The sequence below is a fragment of the Flammeovirgaceae bacterium SG7u.111 genome (assembly GCA_034044135.1).
Taxonomy (GTDB): Bacteria; Bacteroidota; Bacteroidia; order Cytophagales; family Flammeovirgaceae.
The window spans coordinates 1,837,905-1,854,563 of sequence record CP139021.1; the positions used below are offsets into that span (position 1 = coordinate 1,837,905).

At 43.0% G+C, this 16,659-nt stretch carries 10 protein-coding genes; 3 read left to right on the forward strand and 7 right to left on the reverse strand.

The window, feature by feature from the left end:
• Positions 1-212: 212 nt before the first annotated feature.
• Positions 213-1,640, reverse strand: a complete 1,428-nt coding sequence (locus R9C00_07290; GenBank protein WPO37249.1) for a DUF1593 domain-containing protein — start codon at positions 1,638-1,640, stop codon at positions 213-215.
• A gap of 297 nt (positions 1,641-1,937) precedes the next feature.
• On the opposite strand from R9C00_07290, the gene R9C00_07295 reads away from it, so the two are divergent.
• Positions 1,938-2,744 (forward strand): carcinine hydrolase/isopenicillin-N N-acyltransferase family protein, encoded by an 807-nt coding sequence (locus tag R9C00_07295; protein ID WPO37250.1) that lies wholly within the window; start codon positions 1,938-1,940, stop codon positions 2,742-2,744.
• 73 nt (positions 2,745-2,817) lie between these two features.
• On the opposite strand, the gene R9C00_07300 is transcribed toward R9C00_07295, so the two are convergent.
• Both R9C00_07300 and R9C00_07305 read right to left on the reverse strand, forming a co-directional pair.
• Entirely contained in the window at positions 2,818-3,777 is a 960-nt protein-coding gene (locus tag R9C00_07300; GenBank protein WPO37251.1) for a family 16 glycosylhydrolase, read from the reverse strand.
• 36 nt (positions 3,778-3,813) lie between these two features.
• A complete protein-coding gene (locus R9C00_07305) occupies positions 3,814-6,051 on the reverse strand; it encodes a T9SS type A sorting domain-containing protein (protein ID WPO37252.1) in 2,238 nt (745 codons plus the stop codon).
• Between the two features lie 521 nt (positions 6,052-6,572).
• Between R9C00_07305 and R9C00_07310 the strand changes: the two genes are divergently transcribed.
• A complete protein-coding gene (locus R9C00_07310) occupies positions 6,573-7,493 on the forward strand; it encodes a ThuA domain-containing protein (protein ID WPO37253.1) in 921 nt (306 codons plus the stop codon).
• Between the two features lie 132 nt (positions 7,494-7,625).
• On the forward strand, positions 7,626-9,731 hold the full coding sequence (locus R9C00_07315; protein WPO37254.1) for an FUSC family membrane protein: 2,106 nt from the start codon (positions 7,626-7,628) through the stop codon (positions 9,729-9,731).
• A 3-nt stretch (positions 9,732-9,734) separates the two neighbouring features.
• On the opposite strand, the gene R9C00_07320 is transcribed toward R9C00_07315, so the two are convergent.
• The 4 genes from R9C00_07320 to R9C00_07335 all read right to left on the reverse strand — a co-directional run bounded on the left by R9C00_07320 (position 9,735) and on the right by R9C00_07335 (position 16,650).
• Positions 9,735-10,451, reverse strand: a complete 717-nt coding sequence (locus R9C00_07320) for a hypothetical protein (protein ID WPO37255.1) — start codon at positions 10,449-10,451, stop codon at positions 9,735-9,737.
• Positions 10,441-11,106 (reverse strand): energy transducer TonB, encoded by a 666-nt coding sequence (locus tag R9C00_07325; protein WPO37256.1) that lies wholly within the window; start codon positions 11,104-11,106, stop codon positions 10,441-10,443. The genes R9C00_07320 and R9C00_07325 overlap by 11 nt, the downstream gene beginning before the upstream one ends.
• A 405-nt stretch (positions 11,107-11,511) precedes the next feature.
• Positions 11,512-13,284, reverse strand: coding sequence for a RagB/SusD family nutrient uptake outer membrane protein (locus tag R9C00_07330; GenBank protein ID WPO37257.1), 1,773 nt, complete (start codon positions 13,282-13,284; stop codon positions 11,512-11,514).
• A gap of 39 nt (positions 13,285-13,323) precedes the next feature.
• Positions 13,324-16,650, reverse strand: coding sequence for a SusC/RagA family TonB-linked outer membrane protein (locus R9C00_07335; GenBank protein WPO37258.1), 3,327 nt, complete (start codon positions 16,648-16,650; stop codon positions 13,324-13,326).
• Positions 16,651-16,659: the final 9 nt, after the last annotated feature.

Genomic DNA, 16,659 nt, shown 5'->3' on the forward strand with positions numbered 1-16,659 from the left:
GGGGCGAAATAAGTATATCGCCCCTTCAGGGCTAGTTTGTTTTTTTGCCCTTTCTATAAATATACCGTCCCTTCGGGACTTAAGAACCTGATTGTTTTAAGTCATATAAAGTTCCATGCCGAATAGCTGATTTTATATGAACAGGTACTTAAAAGGATAGGCGGGAGATTCCGCATCTACGTGCGGAATGATTCCTTGTCATAACCTCAAGCCTATTTAGGCTGTATTGTTACTATCACCCTTTTGTACCTAGTCAGTTGAGGAGTACCTCTATCTGTCACCTTCAATATGAAGTGGGCAGTAACTTCTTGCTCTACTTCTGGAGCTTTGGCATGGGCGCTATGTATATTTTCAGCTCCTTCTATCTTTATTGGTTTGGGGTAAGTGCCTGCTTCGGGGTAGTTGAACCACAAAAAGCTGAAGCTGTCCCCATCGGGGTCGGTCGTTTCAAAAGCATCCAAATGAATGCTTTCCCCTGCTTTTACCGTAAGCCGGTCGGGGTGGCTCAGCACGGGAACAGGTGGGTGGTTGGCTTCTTTATAAGAGCTAGTGCACCAATCCATTCGGGCAGCAAAATCGTTTTGGAAATCGTCTCTCCAGCGCCATAAAGTTACTTTATCATCATTGAAGGAAACGGTGTCTTGTTTGACTGTACGGCCATATTTCCTGTGAACGTAAGGCGTATAGCTATCGGCGGCATTCGTCCAAATATCTCTTGTTTCAGGAGCTATGGTAACAATGGAGCCGCCTTCTTTCATGGCAGAGAAATCGGGCTTGTAGAGTTCGTAGCGACCGCCCCAGCCGCCCCACTGGGGATGCTCTGCCGCATTCAGCCCATTGGGGATAAGCGATAAAAAAGCCGGTGTATCGCCTTCCACTCCCCATGCAACGTCAGGATATACCGCACCGAGAGGACCATGCCCTTGCTGTATGTGTTGGGCTATCCAGCTATTGCTTATGCTGGTATTGTCTATGCCTTTTATATAACTATTAATCCCTGTCCAAGTGGCAGTGCCATAATCATCGCCAGGGCTAACGATGTACTGCAAATCGGGGAAGTTGTTCCTTATCCAAATACCGCTATCGTCTTGGTCTGAAATGGTATAGACCCTAAGCTTGGCGATAAGCTTTGCTGCCTTTTTCTTGCTTTTCTTTTGCTTTATCCTGTCAAGGGCTTGGGCTAAGGTATTTACCCCTCCCCAAACAGATATCCATAAAGGGCGATCGTCGTCTTCCTCCAATATTTTTATAATCCAATCCGACCCTTCCGAATCTCTTTTTTTACCAACGCCTTCCATGCCATATACAGGAAGCCCGCTTTTGACCACAGCCGATAATGCCTCTGCCGTAGGATAGCCAGCCTCGTGTTTGAGCAAGTTCGGTTGAACTTTCCCATATGCCTGAATTACTTTCTCTATCGACTCTGGAGCTACCCTGTTTTGCATCCAGCAAGATGTGGTAGCCACAATCCCTTTGATATCGATTTGGTTGGAATATAAGAGTAGGCGAACCAATGATTGGGTATCGTCGGGGTCGGCTTCAATATCGGTTAGGATAATTACCCTGTTTTTCTGTTCTGTTTGCCCAAAAAGGGAACTGGTTATCAGAAGGCTAAGCACAAAAAGGTAAATGATTTTCATATTTAGTGATTTGGTAAGGAGATAGGGGTTAAATATAGCATTTCTATTTAGAGCATGTTTAAAATTTTATGTAAACTGAAAATCAAGAGTTTATGGTTCTGACTAAATGTTTCCGATTGAGTTTATCGGGATAAGTGAATGAGGAAATATGACGTCAGGTTCATGAAATATTGGTTTTCAGGAAGCAAAAATTTACACATGCTCTTAAAGTTGAAGCTGTAAATAGATATAAAGTGTAGCAAGCAACCCTTTAAGGCATTTCTCCATTTACCCCATAAAACCTAAACCCCTTAACTTATGCGAACCTTGCTTTTTCTTATTTTCTTGATTGGAACTTTCTCGTCCTCCTTTGCCTGTTCTGTAGTCTATTATGTGGATAAGGAAACGGGGAAGGTCTATGTGGCCAACAACGAAGATTATTGGTACGATGTAAAAGCATTTATCCAGCTAGAACCAAGGAGGGGCAAGGAGCTGGCAAGGCTCTGGTACGGCTGGGACGGCTTTGCCCAAGGAGGTGTGAACGAGGCTGGGCTGTTTTTCGACGGAGCGGTTACGCCAGAGCAAGAGGATGTGGAAACCAAAGGAATGAAGGGGAATATGGGCGATCAGCTCCTTGCCGGTTGCCGCACGGTAGAGGAGGCGCTTAAGTTTTTGGACGAAAATGGAGTTGCCCTCTCCAATGCGCACATGATGCTAGGCGACAAGGCGGGCAACGCCGTAGTAGTAGAGTGGGTGAGGGGCAAACGGGAGTTGCACTGGCTAGCTGATAACAAACTTGTGATGACGAACTTCCTTCTTTCGGACACTACTCAAGGCAATTACCCCTGCCCTCGGTATGCTTCTATCCAAGAGAATATCGACTTGCTAGAGCAAAAGGAAGAGGCTGCTACTTTGCTGAGTGTGGGGAATGTATTGGGCAGGGCTGCCCAGCCTCCCAAGCCCGATGCTGATGGAAAAGTTGGCGGCACGCTTTATTCCTCGTTTATCAACCTGAGCGATATGGAATTTGTGATGGTCTATAAGCTAGACAACCAGAAAGTGACTAAGCTGGACTTGGCTACCGAGTTTGCCAATACCAAAAGGCAAAAGATTAAGCTGAGATAAAGTAAAACAAGCCTTTAGCAAAGCTAAAGGCTTGTTTGGTTAAATATGAAATGAATTATATTCTACTTCTTTTCTATTGCTGAATAGGCTTATACACCCGTATCCAATCTACGTACATCTTATTTAGGTTATCATCAGCAAGTTCTTCGTCAGTAGCAATAAGCTGAGGAGAACCTTGAACTGGTGTAGACCTCCATGTTTGGTCTTCCACATTGATGATGATATCCATTTCTTTGGACAAACCAGTTCCTTCGGTAAAGTTCTTAGGGTCTATGGTGTCTTGCCCTGTAACAGTTCTTACGAGTTTTCCATTTACATAATACTCCAAGTTCCAAGGGTCAATCCAGTATACGCCAATTGTCACCCAGTCATCAATCCAGTTTCTTACCCCTTCATAATACCAGCTTCCTTTGTCAGTTGGTTGGTAGTCTTGCAAAGGCTCTCGCACAAATACATGGTGGCTTAGGTGTAGCCTTTCCGAGTACCATTGGTTGTCTTGGCGGGTACTTCCGTAGGCTTCCAAAATATCAATTTCTTGGGTATCGTCGGGGCTGAGCAGCCACACATCAGAAGCTAACACCAGCTTGTTGAGCTTTGCTTTTGCTTCTATAAAAACAGGGTACTGGACCCTTGTTTTGCTGGTTATGCAGCCGGTACTTACTTTATCAGTACCAGGTTTCCTGTTCGACTCTATAATCAAGTGCTTATTATCTACAGAAACCTGTTCGGGTGTCCAGGCGGTAAGTCCTGGTCCTTTCCATTGGTTGTGGTAGCTATCGTACCATTTGCTGTTGAATTCAGGGCTTTTGCCTTCGGGTGTAGCCGTATAATTGAAATCATCCGAAACTTCGGATTGAAGTTCCCAGGTCATTCCCTCACCGGCATTTGCAGGTACGGGGATGCTGGCCCAGTCATAGGTAATAGGCGTTGATTCTTGCTCGGTTTCTTGTGGAACCTCTTTCTGAGGGCTAGCGCAAGAATAAGCGAGGGTGATAAGTACTAATAGAGAGAAGTGCTTCATTGAGATTTTCATTTTCTGTAAATAGATTTAGTTGGTAATGAATAAGTGCTAATTCAAAATGATTTTTTTACGAAGTGTGAGGTTGCTACTATCCAGTGATATGAAATAAATCCCTTTAGGGCGACCTGTTAGGTTAAGCGTATGACTTGTTCCAGCTACTTTTTCGGTAAGAATTTTTGAGCCGTTGATATTGAACACATGAATGCTCCCCTCTTTCATTGCTTCAGAGAAATTGACAGTGAACTCACCTTTGCTAGGGTTGGGGTAAACGATTAGTTTTGCCGCAGCTAAGCCGTCTTCTACCCCCAATGGGTCGGAAGGGGTTGGGTCGTCTATCTGTACCGTGCTGGAAAATACTTGCATAGTTACGGTGCTGATATGCCCACCATCGTCTATAAAATTGATGGCTACTTCATTGTTAGTTTGTAATAAACTATCAGGTACTTTTATTTCGAGCATACCAAAGAACTGGTTTCTCAACTCTTGGTCATCACCTCTGTGGTTTTCGACGATAGGAAGTGATTTTCCGTTAAAAAGTATCCTTGGTAATTTGGATTTATCATGGCCTCTGCCAATGCCTATGCGCAAGATCCCACTATTGAAATTGCCTTTTACAACATTGTTGATCTGGAATTTTTCAAAGGTATTTGCTTGGATAGGTTTAAGGTAGGTATCGGCATAATACTTCACTTCCTCCTCCACTTCGTCCACCGTTACGTTGCTGGCAAAGGTGTATTCCAAAATAGCCGTAGCTTCGGTGTCGAGGGTGAAGTTGAGGCTTTGCCCTGGGGTTAGGCTTTTTGTTTCCAATACAGGGGCATTCCCTTCCAACCTTAGTTGTTTAGATTCAATAGAAACGACGCTGTTAGTTGTATTTCCAAACAGGTTGAGCATGATGCTTTCAGGGTTGTAGTTCAGGTTGCTCAAGATTACATAAGCCTTATTTCCGTCCACATACGTGTCTGTCATAATATCCAATCCGCTAGATCGGCTATCTACCCGAGTGCCTTTTACATCTGACCACAGTTCGTAAAGCTTTATCATTTCCGTGAATACCCATTCCTCACCTGTCTCGCCAGCTCCTTCTTTAGCTTGGCGCATCAGCCTCCATGGGTAAGGCACGCCTGTTCTGCCCCATTCAGCCTTGTTTACTATGAAAGGAATGATTTTTAACATGTTGTTTGGCCTCTCCATAAACTGCATCATCATCGGGCTTATCGCCTTCATGAACTGCCAGTCCCTTATCGGGGTCCATTCTTTCCATTCTATAGAATGATCGCGGCCGCCAAATTCGGAGATCAAGAAAGGTTTTACAGTACCAAACTTCATCTGGCTGTATTGTTCCATCATGTCTAGGGTAGCTTCTGTGCGACTGCCTTTGAAGTTGATAGGGCCATGAAATGCAGTGCCATTATTGTAATGGTGTTTGTTGAAATCGTAGAGATGGATGGAGAAGAAGTCCATTTTCTCACCAGATACATCCATGAAGAGTTTCATCCGGTCTTCCCACCTTTGGAAGTTGTTTTCGTCAAAATAGGGGAATGCAGTAGTGTAGCCACCTATCATAATATCTGAGTTGTGCCTTCTGATGGCATCGGCAACTTCGTTGTGGTAATTGAAAACATCAATTGGCTTTACCGTGCTGCCCGGGTGTCCATCTATCAGCTCATAGAGTGGCTCGTTAATGATTTCCATGAACCTTGGTCGGGGAAGTCCTTTGGTAGACGGCTCGCCTTCGTTGCGGTAAAATTCATTGAAATACTGCCCCATAAAATCTCCAGAAGCATCTGAACCTCCCATTGCCCAAGGTGTTCCTCCACAACAAGGGTTTGTCTCTTGCCCTGGCCAAAAAGGTCGTTCTTGCCCGCCTACTAGTACATCAACTTTGTCTTCGTATTTGTGCCTGGCCGCATTGTTTACACCATAAACAGTTTCTCTCACATATTTTCCTTGTGAAACGGCATAATTAGGGTCGACATAGCCTGGCTTGGAAGGGTGTTCTGTTGCCTGGTTCATGTACCATCCCATGCTGCCATTGTCCCTGCCTAGGTACACATCCAAGTCATTAAGAACATACTCCATTTTATCTTCTTCACCAGTCCAGTCACTTTCTGTAAGGCTTGAGTGAAGCACAACAAATTTTTTCCTGTCAAAGGCAGAGATGTCGCCCACTTTATGCTTCATGTTCAGGTTTACATGCACTGTGGTACTTTGGGCAAAAGTTGGAGCCGTAGAGAAGAGGAGTAGTAGAAGTAAATAGTTTGTCTTTTGTAAAATTGAGCTCATAGTTTGTGCTGTTTTGTTCATTTCATTTTTCATAAAATACTTGTGTCAGTTTGTTTGGGTATACCCGTTTTTGACTTGCTGCTTCCGCAAAATGAAAAGCAGATGAGTGTTTGAAAATATAGAAGAGCGGTGGCTATGTAGGGAGCGAGTTGCTAATGTTGAATCGTTAGTTCAAAGATAAGAGGCTTGGTTACTGCCTGACAAGTTTTTAAAATAGAATTAAACTAGACAAGTATTATATTTATAGGTGTATTTGCTTTGTTTTGGTTAAATAGAAAATTGGTGAGCTAGATTTTTGGTAAAGAAATAGATAAACCTTGACAAATAGTATTTGTAAGAAAAGGAAGTGTTTGAAGGTCTGACAAGTCTTGATTTGCTTAAAAAATAGAGGATTGGGTTTAGCCAGATGAATGCTGTTTTCTTTCTCATTTTTTGCATTCGATCCCTGCTGCTTTACATTTGGGAAAAACGAGGATGACCAAGCCTTTCTCAAACACTTTATTCACACTTACCCTTTTACTATGAAAACATATTTCTTAATTGCCCTCTTACTATTAGTACAAGCAAGAATTTGCTTCTCTCAGACGACTTCCCTGAAGCCCATTCCTCTTACCGAAGCTTGGGAAAATAAGATTTACGAACTAGCTCCCAGCAAAGCTGAAGCTTCCATTTCCAAAAAACACAAGGTGCTGCTTTTCTCTCTCCATACTGGTTTCGAGCATTGGGTAATTCCTCATGCCGATGTGGTGGTTGAAGCACTTGGGCAAAAGTCTGGAGCTTTTGAGGTGGTCAAAAGCAAGGATATTTCCATATTTGAGAAGAAAAACCTAAAGCAATTCGATGCCATTGTCCTGAACAATAACTGCTCGGAACGAGAGAAAAGAAATATTTTTTACGATGCCCTAAAGGGGGGGCTTACCGAGGAAGAGCGAGTAAAAAAAGCTGTTCAACTAGAAAAAAACTTATTGTCTTTTGTGAAAAAAGGGGGAGGGCTTGTTGTTTTGCATGGAGGCATAACTATGCAAAACAAGTCGGCTGCTTTTAGCCAGATGGTAGGAGGGAGCTTTGATTACCACCCTCGCCAGCAAATGCTTGAGCTAAAAGTGGTAGAGCCAGGCCACCCTATCACCAAGGTGTTTGAAGGGAAGTCTTTTTCCCATATAGACGAGCCTTATTTCTTCAATAATGCGTATTTGGAGAAGGACTTCAAGCCCCTGCTATATGTAGAAACAGCGAAGATTAAGGAGATGAAACATCAGCCGGAAGACAAGCTGAACTATGTGTCATGGATTAAAAGGTATGGAAAAGGAAGGGTATTTTATGCATCCCCATCGCACAATGCCCAAAGCTACGAGAACACTGTAATGCTCCAGTTTTACCTCAACGGCATCCAGTATGCCTTGGGCGACTTAGAGTGTGGCGATTCCCCCATTGGTCGGTGAGGAGATTAGGAGAATGAAATTATAAACCCTTTAGCTGTTTAATCATAAACATCATTCACTAGTTTTGCTGGGTATATAGGTAAGTACCATAAGAAGCTGGCAATGAGCAATGAAACTATACATGTATTAAAAATGAGGTACAATAGCCTGAAGCAGGCTTTTTGGAGGCATCCTAATAGGTTGTTGGCGTTGCGTTCCACTGTTTCCATGGCTCTTGTGTCTATCCCGTTTATATTGCTGGACGGGGCTTTTTTTGGTGTTACCCTAGCCTTGGGAGCAATGGCGGGCGCTCTTTCCGAAACGGATGACCATCCCCAAGGTCGGTTGAAAACACTGGGGCTTACGGTGCTGAGTTTCTTTATTTCCAGTTTTATGATTGGCTTGCTGTACCATAATCCTTGGTGGCTGGGCTGTTGGTTTATCGTTTCCACCTTGGCTTTTATCCTCATTGGGGGGATAGATGAGCGGTACCGGGCTATTACATTTGGTTCTATCCAGATTGGGGTGTATGCCATGCTTGGTGCAGATACTAGCCCCGCTTGGTATTGGGGCTCAGTTTTGCTTTCAGCAGGTGCACTTTTGCATGGTTTGATTTCTCTCTTCCTTCTTTATAGGCGTCCTTGGAGGTTATTAGATGTATATATGGCAAGAGGCTTTTTGGCGCTTTCCAACTACTTAAAAGAAAAGGCGAGGCTATTTCCCAGCGAAGAAAAAGACCAGATTGATATTCGTAACAATCTCGCCTTGCTCAATATTGAGATGGTGAGCGCTTTGGAAAAGATAAAAGAAGTACTTAACAATTACGATGAGGAGGTAGAAGATAAGGAATTACTGCGGCCGTATTTACAGCGTTTTATGTTATTGCAAAGTTTGCACGAGCGGGCAGCATCGAGCCACGAACGCTACGAAGTACTCTATACTGATGAGGAAAGCAGAGGGGTGGTAGAGGGCTTGGGAGAAATGCTGCGGCAATTTGCTTATGCTATCCGACAGCTATCCGACGATATGCTTAATGGAGCTACGTATCGTCACCCCATGGTTTTGGATTGGATTTCAACTGCTTTGGAAACCAAACTCCAAGCTATGGACGAGGACAAAGCCGAACCATTGGTGCTTTTGCATCACAACCTTAGTCGTTCGCACCTTTCTCTCAAACATTTGGACGATTTGCAAGAAGGTTCGTCCATTCCCCGCTTGAGGAAAGATGAGCGTAGCTTGGGGGAACGACTTCGTGCGCAGCTTACGTTCAAGCACCCTCGGATGCGCTATGCTATTCGATTGAGTATCTGTTTTTTAGTAGGGTACATTTTGGTGCAAGCCCTTGAGCTGGAGAAAGGTGCTTGGGTGATGCTTACCAGTTTGTTTGTAAGCCAAATTAGTTATAGCGAAACGCGGAGGCGCTTGTTCCAGAGGGTGCTTGGTACCGTAATGGGCGTAGTGATTGGCGTGTTACTCATTCAGATATTTCCTACTAAAGTTGGGCAACTGGTACTCCTACTCATTTCTGGCTTTGCTTTTTTTTATTGGGTGCGCACGAGGTATTCCCGTGCTGTGTTATTTATTACCATCTTTGTGCTCTGTGGTTTCAATCTGATCTCAGGAGCTGGTGGGGCAACCATTATGACTTCCCGGTTGATCGATACGCTCATTGGTGCTTCTTTAGCCTTTTTGGTGGCTCGTTACTTGTGGCCAGGTTGGCAGTATCACAGGCTGCCTGTACTTATTTCCCTTGCTATGGCTAAGAATGCAGCTTATTTTAAGGCAATTGTGAAAGAGTACGACCAAGCCAGTCCCGATGATTTAGCTTACCGAATAGCCCGAAGGGAAGCACACAGGGCAGATAATGAATTGGCTACCGCTTGGCGTACCATGCAGGTAGAACCTAAGCGCAAGAGGAAATTTATGCAATATGCATTCACTTTTACCTATCTCAATCACGCCTTGCTGTCCTACATCTCCGCTTTGGGAATCCATAGAAGTACTTATGACCTTAGCTTCGAAAATGCTCCAGAAATGACAACGAAACTCGGAGAAACGATGACCGAAGCAGGGGAGTTGCTTTCGGGAAATTCTTCCGTTACCTCCACAGACTTAGTGCCTGTGTTACACTCTTTGCGTCAGCAAATCCTTTCCATTCCCAGCTCGCTAAAAAAGCAGCAGCTTAGGGTGTTTTATAACATCACCGATGTGACCATGAAACTGGTAGCAGAGTTGGAGAAGATTAAGAAAGAGGGGTAGGGGTTAAAAGTCTTCTGATAAATCAATGGCTATTTCTTCGACGGAGTCCTCGTTAAGAGTCATTTTTTTTAGTAATCCAAGCTTTTTTATTTCGTTTTCACATATTTTCTTTGCATCTGGATAAAAACCTTCATCTTTTTTCATGCAATTGAAGATAGCGGCTATGCTAGTTTTTTCTGACCCTTTTGAAAGTAGTCTTTCGGAAAAATGAAAGCGTGAAGTGTATTCCTCTAGTACTCCTATTTTCTCGTTGAAATAAATTGTTGAAATCGTTTCATTTCCTTCAATGCAAAGATTTTTTCTGAATCTTATTTCCACAAACTTTAATATTTCAAGTTGATTGTTTTGTAGTATAAGTATTTTTTTATCAACAAGGGTCAGGTTATGGTTTTCAGAACCATCGATTTCTGGAAATACCTGAGTTAGGGTATTTTCTTCCCGATTATAGGTAATCATTTTTGTGTTCCCAGTCGAGTATGTATACTTATATTTCAAATGTTTTTTATGGTCAGGATATATCGTTAATCCCATCTCCAATGTTTTGTCAAGTGTAGTATCGAGGGTTATCCTTGACAGGAACAGGACGTCAATAGTTTTATGTGCAACTGAGGATGAAAGGTCATTTTTAGATGAATTTTGGTTACATGAAAATGTAAGTAAAAGAATGATTGAAGACGTTAATAGATTTCCAATTAAAATTGCTGCTATGTTACTCTTCATCTGTTTTTTCAACCTTAAAATGTACCGGAAAAATAATGTTTGATTTAACAGTAATTCCCCTTTGGGTAACAGGAGTAAAGGGATAGTTTAATGCTTTTAAAGCCCTCAACGCCTCTTTGTCAGCTATCTCATTAAAGCCTCTTATTACCTTGATTTGAGTTGTCTTTCCCGTTGTATCTACTACTACGGAAATATAGACTTTTCCTCCCTTTTTGAGCCCATCAGGGTAGTTTATTTCTTCTGATAAAGCTTCAAGAAACTTTTCGAACCCTCCAATAGGCTCAGCAATTTTTTCAATACCATTTACTATAATAGCTTCGTCATAACATGATACTGTATTGGTTAACTCTAACTCGATTATCGAGTCTATTTCAGCTTCTTGCCCAAAGGCTGGAAAAGCTATTGGCGAAGTTGCCAGCATAGTAGCGAGCGCATATTTCAAGAAGGAATCGCTCAATTGAGTGCGCTTGAAAATTCCACAAATAGGCTGCAGTGAATTACCGATTAGCTCTTGAGTTTCATTTCCATCCTTTGTTCTGAAATCTTCTATAGGCTTAGAACAATTAGTACAAAAGTAGCCCCCTTCTTTTTTAACAAGTGAATTCAGTTGGATGGGGCATTTGAATGCTAAGCTGGCTTTTTGGTTCTTTTTCATTTCAGTTACTTTTTTTACTTTAACATGTAACGGAAAAGTGGGAAAAAGATACAGGATGGATCAATTCTCCTCATTACAGCAGTAGTTCTTACTAGAGATTGAGGACAATTTTATCAGATTAATATAAGTTTCCATTCCCAGCTCGCTAAAAAAACAGCAACTCAGGCTGTTCTACAACATCACCGATGTGGCCATGAAACTGGTAGCAGAGTTGGAGAAGATTAAGAAAGAGGTAGAGGGGGATGATTTTGTGAGGTCAGTGTAGAAGGGGAATTTGTTTCAAACCTATAGGTTCATGAAATGGGTTTTTGCAGTGAAATAGATAAATTTTAAACCTGCTCTTAAACTACAAAAAAAACCGCCTCATAAAATGAGGCGGCCACCTTTCTCAAAAAAAAAGCGATGTTAGTTTACGTACCCTGAGTTCTGGGTAAATGCGTCACTTACATCAATGGTTTCTTGTGGGATAGGGAATGCGCGACGGAAAGGATCGGTGGCAGGCTTGGCAGTATAGGCTTTGTCAAACGTTCCGAAACGGATCATTTGTGGGCGGCGGTGCATCTCCCAATAAAGCTCGTAGCCAATTTCCTTGTACAAGGTTTCTTCGTCCAACGAAGCGATAGCAGTACCAGAAACATTGCCATAAAGGCCTTCACGGGTACGGCTAGTACGCAACATATTGATGTCAGCCATTGCTTTTCCAGTTTCTCCTTTGCGGAAGTAAGCTTCTGCACGCATGGTGTAAATTCCTCCCAATCGGTAGATTGGAATATCAAATTTACTCGCTCCATTGCCATTTTCCGGATCAAACTCGTACTTGAAAATACGTACACCTCTGTTGATCTGGTTTTGCTTGAAAACGGATTCAGATGGATTGTCAAAATCTAGTTCAGGAGTGAAATCCATCGGAGTATCGGAGCTTTTTTCCATATACAATAGGGAAACTTTGATTCTTCCTTCATCGGTCATGATAAAGCCGCCTTCTCCATCCAATACAGGGCCGTATTGCTGGCCGTACAACAATCCGCGGTTAAAATGGAACCAAGGCAAGTCAGTTCCAGGGACTTTATCATCTGCCGGAACGCTTCCAGTAGTTCCATCATTCATGAACCAAGTGCCATCGGCATATTGGTATTTCCTGCTGAAACGTGGGTCTTCGTGGTTTCCATCCCAAGATGCGAAGAAATCGGGAGTGGTGCAAGAAGCATTTGTTCCCCTGTTCCCAGGAGATGGGCGCTGGTTACGAGCTTGGTTTACATACCCCAAATCGTTATCGCCATTTCGGATGTTATCTATCATTTGTACTACCGCAAAAATGTGCTCTGGTGCGCCTGAATTATCAATGTTGAAGTTGCTGAAATAATTGCTTGCCAAACTGAAAGAACCATTGTCAATCAGCATAGAAGTGTACTCGATCACTTTATCCATATCGGTTTTGCTCCCGTCCAAAGATGTTTCGTTGAAGTCGAAGCTGGAAGAAGGGTTAAACCTGTCTTTAAACACCGCACGGTTCAAGTACATATCAGCAAGAAGGGCGTAAGCAGCTTCTTTGGTGAACCTTCCCGTATGGGTAGACTGTTGGCCTAATGACGCCAAATCTGGAATGATAGATTCTACATCGTTAATCAATTCGTCGATGGTTGCTGCTGCTTGTTTTGCTTCCAAAGCAGCACTGTTGTCCAAAGGATCGCGGTAAGGTGCTTGATTGTAAAGGTCGAGCGTGAGGTAAACATAAAATGCGAGCAAGCCTTTTGCTTCAGCAAGAAACAAGGTTTTTTGTGCATCGTCATTTTCGCTGATTGCAGCAACAGCTGTGAGTGAGCGAGTGATTCCATTGGTGAGCCTATTCCAATTATCTACTATGGCAGGAGTGTTTGGGGTCCAAGTAAACTCATGCATCGCGCGCCATTTTCCACCATCGCCCCAGTCACTTCCTCGTGTAGGTAAAAGGGCTTCATCGGTGCTGTATTCTTGCATGGCAATCATTCCTCCATTGTCAACGAACAACTTGTCTCCTAGTCGGTCGTATGCCGCAGCGAGCGTACTTTCAGCGGTAAGCGATTCCCCGCCGAGCACTTCGTCGAGTACTTGTTCTTCAAGGTCGGTACATTGCGTAAAGACAAGTAGAATGGTCAAAGCCAAAAAGTGGGTTATTCTATTTTTATATATGAATTTCATAGTTGTAATGCTTTTTTGGTTTTATAGAAAGAACCTAAATTAGATTTTTACGGAAACCCCTAGGATAAATGTCCGTGCAGAAGGGTAACGAGGGTAATCGATACCAAGAGACTGGTTTCCACCTGAAGCCTTAGGGCTGTTGATCAATGGATCGTACCCTGAGTAGTCTGTTATGGTAAAGAGGTTTTGCCCGGTTACATAGATCAACGCATCGCTCAACCAGTTTACTTTTGAAGCGTTGAACCTGTACCCAACCCTGGCGGTGTTCAACCTCAAGAAATCAGAACTTTCAAGGTAATAAGTAGATAACTGAGGAGAGTTTGCTGGGTTAGCACCAGACTCGTAATACTTGGTAGATACATTTCGATCAGATTCCAAGTTATTGATATTAAGTGCATTAAGACCTGTATTGTTCAAAAGGTAAGCACCTGATTGTCCAATGATAGAGAAGGAGAAATCGATTGGTCCATAGGTCATGTTACTGTTGAGGCCGTACATGAACGTTGGCAGTGCGCTTTCAATAATGACACGGTCGTCACCAGAAATAACGCCATCATTGTTGTTGTCTTTGAACTTGTCAAATCCGTCTTCGTCGAATCCGTCGTGCTCTAGCAAATAGAATGAACCAGCAGAGTACCCACTTTTGTAGATGTTAGCTAATACACCTGACTGGCCTGGCCCAGAGATTGACCCAGAATAAATTTCTGATACAGGAAGGTTTTTGATCTCATTGTCTAAGAAAGTACCGTTGAAATCTACCGTCCAAGAGAATTTTTCTTTTTGGATTAGCTCTGACCCTAGCATGAACTCAAAGCCTTTGTTCACTATTTCTCCATCAATGTTTACCCAGATATCATCTGTAGGGGCAAGGGGTTCTGATGGGATGTTCAAAATCGCATCGGTGGTGGTTTTGTTGAAATAATCTACTGTACCGAATAGCTTTCCTTCGAACAAGTTGAAATCGGCACCAATGTTATACTGGGTAGAAACCTCCCATTTCAAGTCGGGGTTCGGAGTTCTTGCAATTGACAATCCGTTTACAAGTGCTAGGTCATCGTACAAGTAGTATCCATCTGCGCCAGAAAGAGAATAGCTTGCTTGGGTAATTTTGTTTTGAACTTCTTGGTTACCTGTTTTACCCCAGCTAGCGCGCATCTTCAAGTTTTTTACCCAAGGTGTCCCGGTTAAAAACCCTTCGTCCGACATGTTCCATCCTGCGGCAAATGATGGGAAATATCCATATTTGTTGTTCTCTCCAAAACGGGTAGAACCGTCGGCTCTCATTGATGCAGTAAACAAGTATTTGTCTGAGAAAGAATAATTCAAACGACCGAAATAAGATTGCAATTCGTTTTCTTGTGCAAATCCTGAAACACCCGTTTGGTTTCCAGTATATCCGGGGTTATACATTGGAGGTATACCGTCTTCTTGGTCAGCTATTTCGGTCAGGCCAAAGCTTGTGGCAGAACGCTCAAACTTTTGATAAGAAAAGCCTCCCAATAGGGTGAAATTGTGCTTGACAAGATTGAGTTTATATGTAAGATAATGTTCCAATAATGAATTCTTGGACTCAAGGTTGTTTTGCACATACCTGCCAGTAGGGTTCAAGTCGGTTAGGTTAGGGTATACCGTGGTGTTACGCTCTGCCATTGAGCGGTCAATGCCTACGTTCAACTTGTATTCCAATCCTTTCAAGATTCTGAAAGAAGTTTCCACATTTCCCAATACCCTGAGCGTGCGGGTTTCATCGTCATAAATGCTCAACAAATACGCAGGGTTGTAGTGGGCATTCATGTTAAAATTGGTGTATTCTCCATCCTCATCAAACACTGAGCGGGTAGGGTTGGCCATCAGCGTATGGATGATAAGTTGTCCGTTCGAACCGCCATCGTCACTGGTGGGTACACCTTCGTCTACGATCTCACTTGCCGTAAGGTGAAGGTCAACTTTCAACCGTTCGTCATCCAAAAATGATTCGGAGATATTGATACGGCCTGAAGTTCGGGCCAATTTACTGTTTGTCACTATTCCTTCTTGGTCCATTCGACCGAGGGAAACATAGTAGTTGCCAGAATTGGTCTGTTTTGAGAATGAAAGTGCATGGTTGTAAGTGAGTGCCGTACGATAGATTTCATCTTGCCAATCGGTATTTCCTCCATGGTCGTAGTCAGAGGTTGTGATCGCATTACGGTACTCGTCAGAAGACAATACATCCAGTTTTTTAGATAGATTAGAAACGCCCATGTAGCTATCGAGCGATAGCGTTCCTTCTCCTTTTGTTCCTTTTTTGGTAGTGATGATGATCACGCCATTCGATCCTCTTGCACCGTAAATAGCAGTTGCCGAAGCATCTTTCAATACGTTGATAGATTCAATATCATTGGTATTTAGGAAGTTTAGCGGGTTTTTCGCTTGTGAAGAACCAAATCCAACATCCGAGCCGCCAGGGCTTACATCATCGTTAGTCAATGGAACTCCATCTACTACAAAAAGCGGGGTGCTACCACTTCTGATAGATCCTACGCCACGGATGGTCACGTTCATGCCTGCGCCAGGCTCACCACTTGTGCCTACCACGCGCACACCGGCAATCTTACCTTGGATAAGGTTGTCGGCCGAAGTGTTGATTCCTTGGCGGAAGTTCTTTTCTGTGATTTGGGTGACTGCACCCGTAACATCGGCTTTGGTTTGACCTCCGTAACCAATCACCACGATTTCATCAAGCTCCGAAGCTTGCTGTACCATGGAAATATTTATGGTAGATTGGTTTGTGATTTCAATTTCTTGGGTAGCATAGCCTATGAATGAGAAAAGGAGTTTCTCTGCATCTGCAGGAATATCTAGCCTGTATTTTCCATCAATATCGGTAACTGTACCGCTGGTAGTTCCGGCTATCAGCACGGTGACGGCGGGCATCGGGTCACCTGTAATTTGATCCGTTACTTTTCCAGTAATCGTCCTTTTTTGGATCTCAATTACTGCGGCTTCTTCTATATTTTTGTCTGACCTATCCCTAGTCACTACTATCTGGTTATTGATCCTCTTGAACTTTACTTGATAATTATTGGCAATTATCTGGAGCAAACTTTTGAGGTTTTCTTCTTGTATGGACAAGGAAGTTTTCTTGCGCAATGGGAGGTCTTTCCGTAGGTAAAAGAAGCGGAAATCAGTTTTCGTCTCGATGATGGAAAGCAGATCCTCTAGGCTTGCATTCTCAGCTTCCAGAGTGATGTTTACTTTTTCAAGCATCTGACTATTAGCGGGCTCGGCAGCCAATAACAAGGTAGTTAGGCTACACTGAATGATAATGCTATATAGAGTATATTTTGTCATGGCATAAACTGCCTTAAGTAATTTATTTTTCATAAATTTGAG